This window comes from Jeotgalibacillus soli (assembly GCF_000829435.1).
In the GTDB taxonomy this organism is placed as follows: Bacteria; Bacillota; Bacilli; order Bacillales; family Jeotgalibacillaceae; genus Jeotgalibacillus; species Jeotgalibacillus soli.
Genome location: NZ_JXRP01000024.1, coordinates 1 through 530, shown reverse-complemented (window position 1 = coordinate 530; position 530 = coordinate 1). Strand labels below are relative to the sequence as shown.

General features: G+C 37.7%; 1 protein-coding gene and 1 pseudogene. Both read right to left on the bottom strand.

Annotated features, from left to right (window positions below; translation table 11 throughout):
• A partial coding sequence (locus tag KP78_RS19805) for an integrase core domain-containing protein (protein ID WP_157841538.1) occupies positions 1-135 on the bottom strand: 135 nt, incomplete at its 3' end.
• Positions 136-177: 42 nt separating this feature from the next.
• A pseudogene (locus tag KP78_RS20870) lies at positions 178-530 on the bottom strand (hypothetical protein); the annotation flags it as partial.

The window sequence follows — 530 nt, the reverse complement described above, 5'->3', positions numbered from 1 at the left end:
ATCATTCGCCTTCGAAAGCTCTTCAAACGTATCATACTTATGTAAAGAATACTTTTCACACTTGAGGGTACCCCAGAAAGATTCCATTGGTCCATTATCCATGTATTTTCCAACACGTGACATACTTTGCTTCATCTTAACTTTATCTGTCTTCCGTTTGAACCCAAGAGAGGTATACTAAAATCCTCGATCATTATGTAAAAGAAGATGTGCTTCTGGAGAAATAGCTAAGGCTTCGTCAAGTGTATCAAACACAAGCTGATTATTGCCCAATACGCTGACAATTGATCCATCATATAGGCCAAGAATGGCACTCAGGCAGGTCTTTTGTGCGGTTATCTCTAAGTGCTTCATCCCCGCCATTTTCATACTTTTTAACCCATTGATATACTTGTTAATAAGAGATTTTTTAAGACTTTCGGCATCATACTTATCGAAACTACGTCTCCATTTCATAATGCTAGATCTATGCACCTTGTACATTTGGGTGATTTCATTGATTGAATAGGTTCCAATCTCACATGCATTCA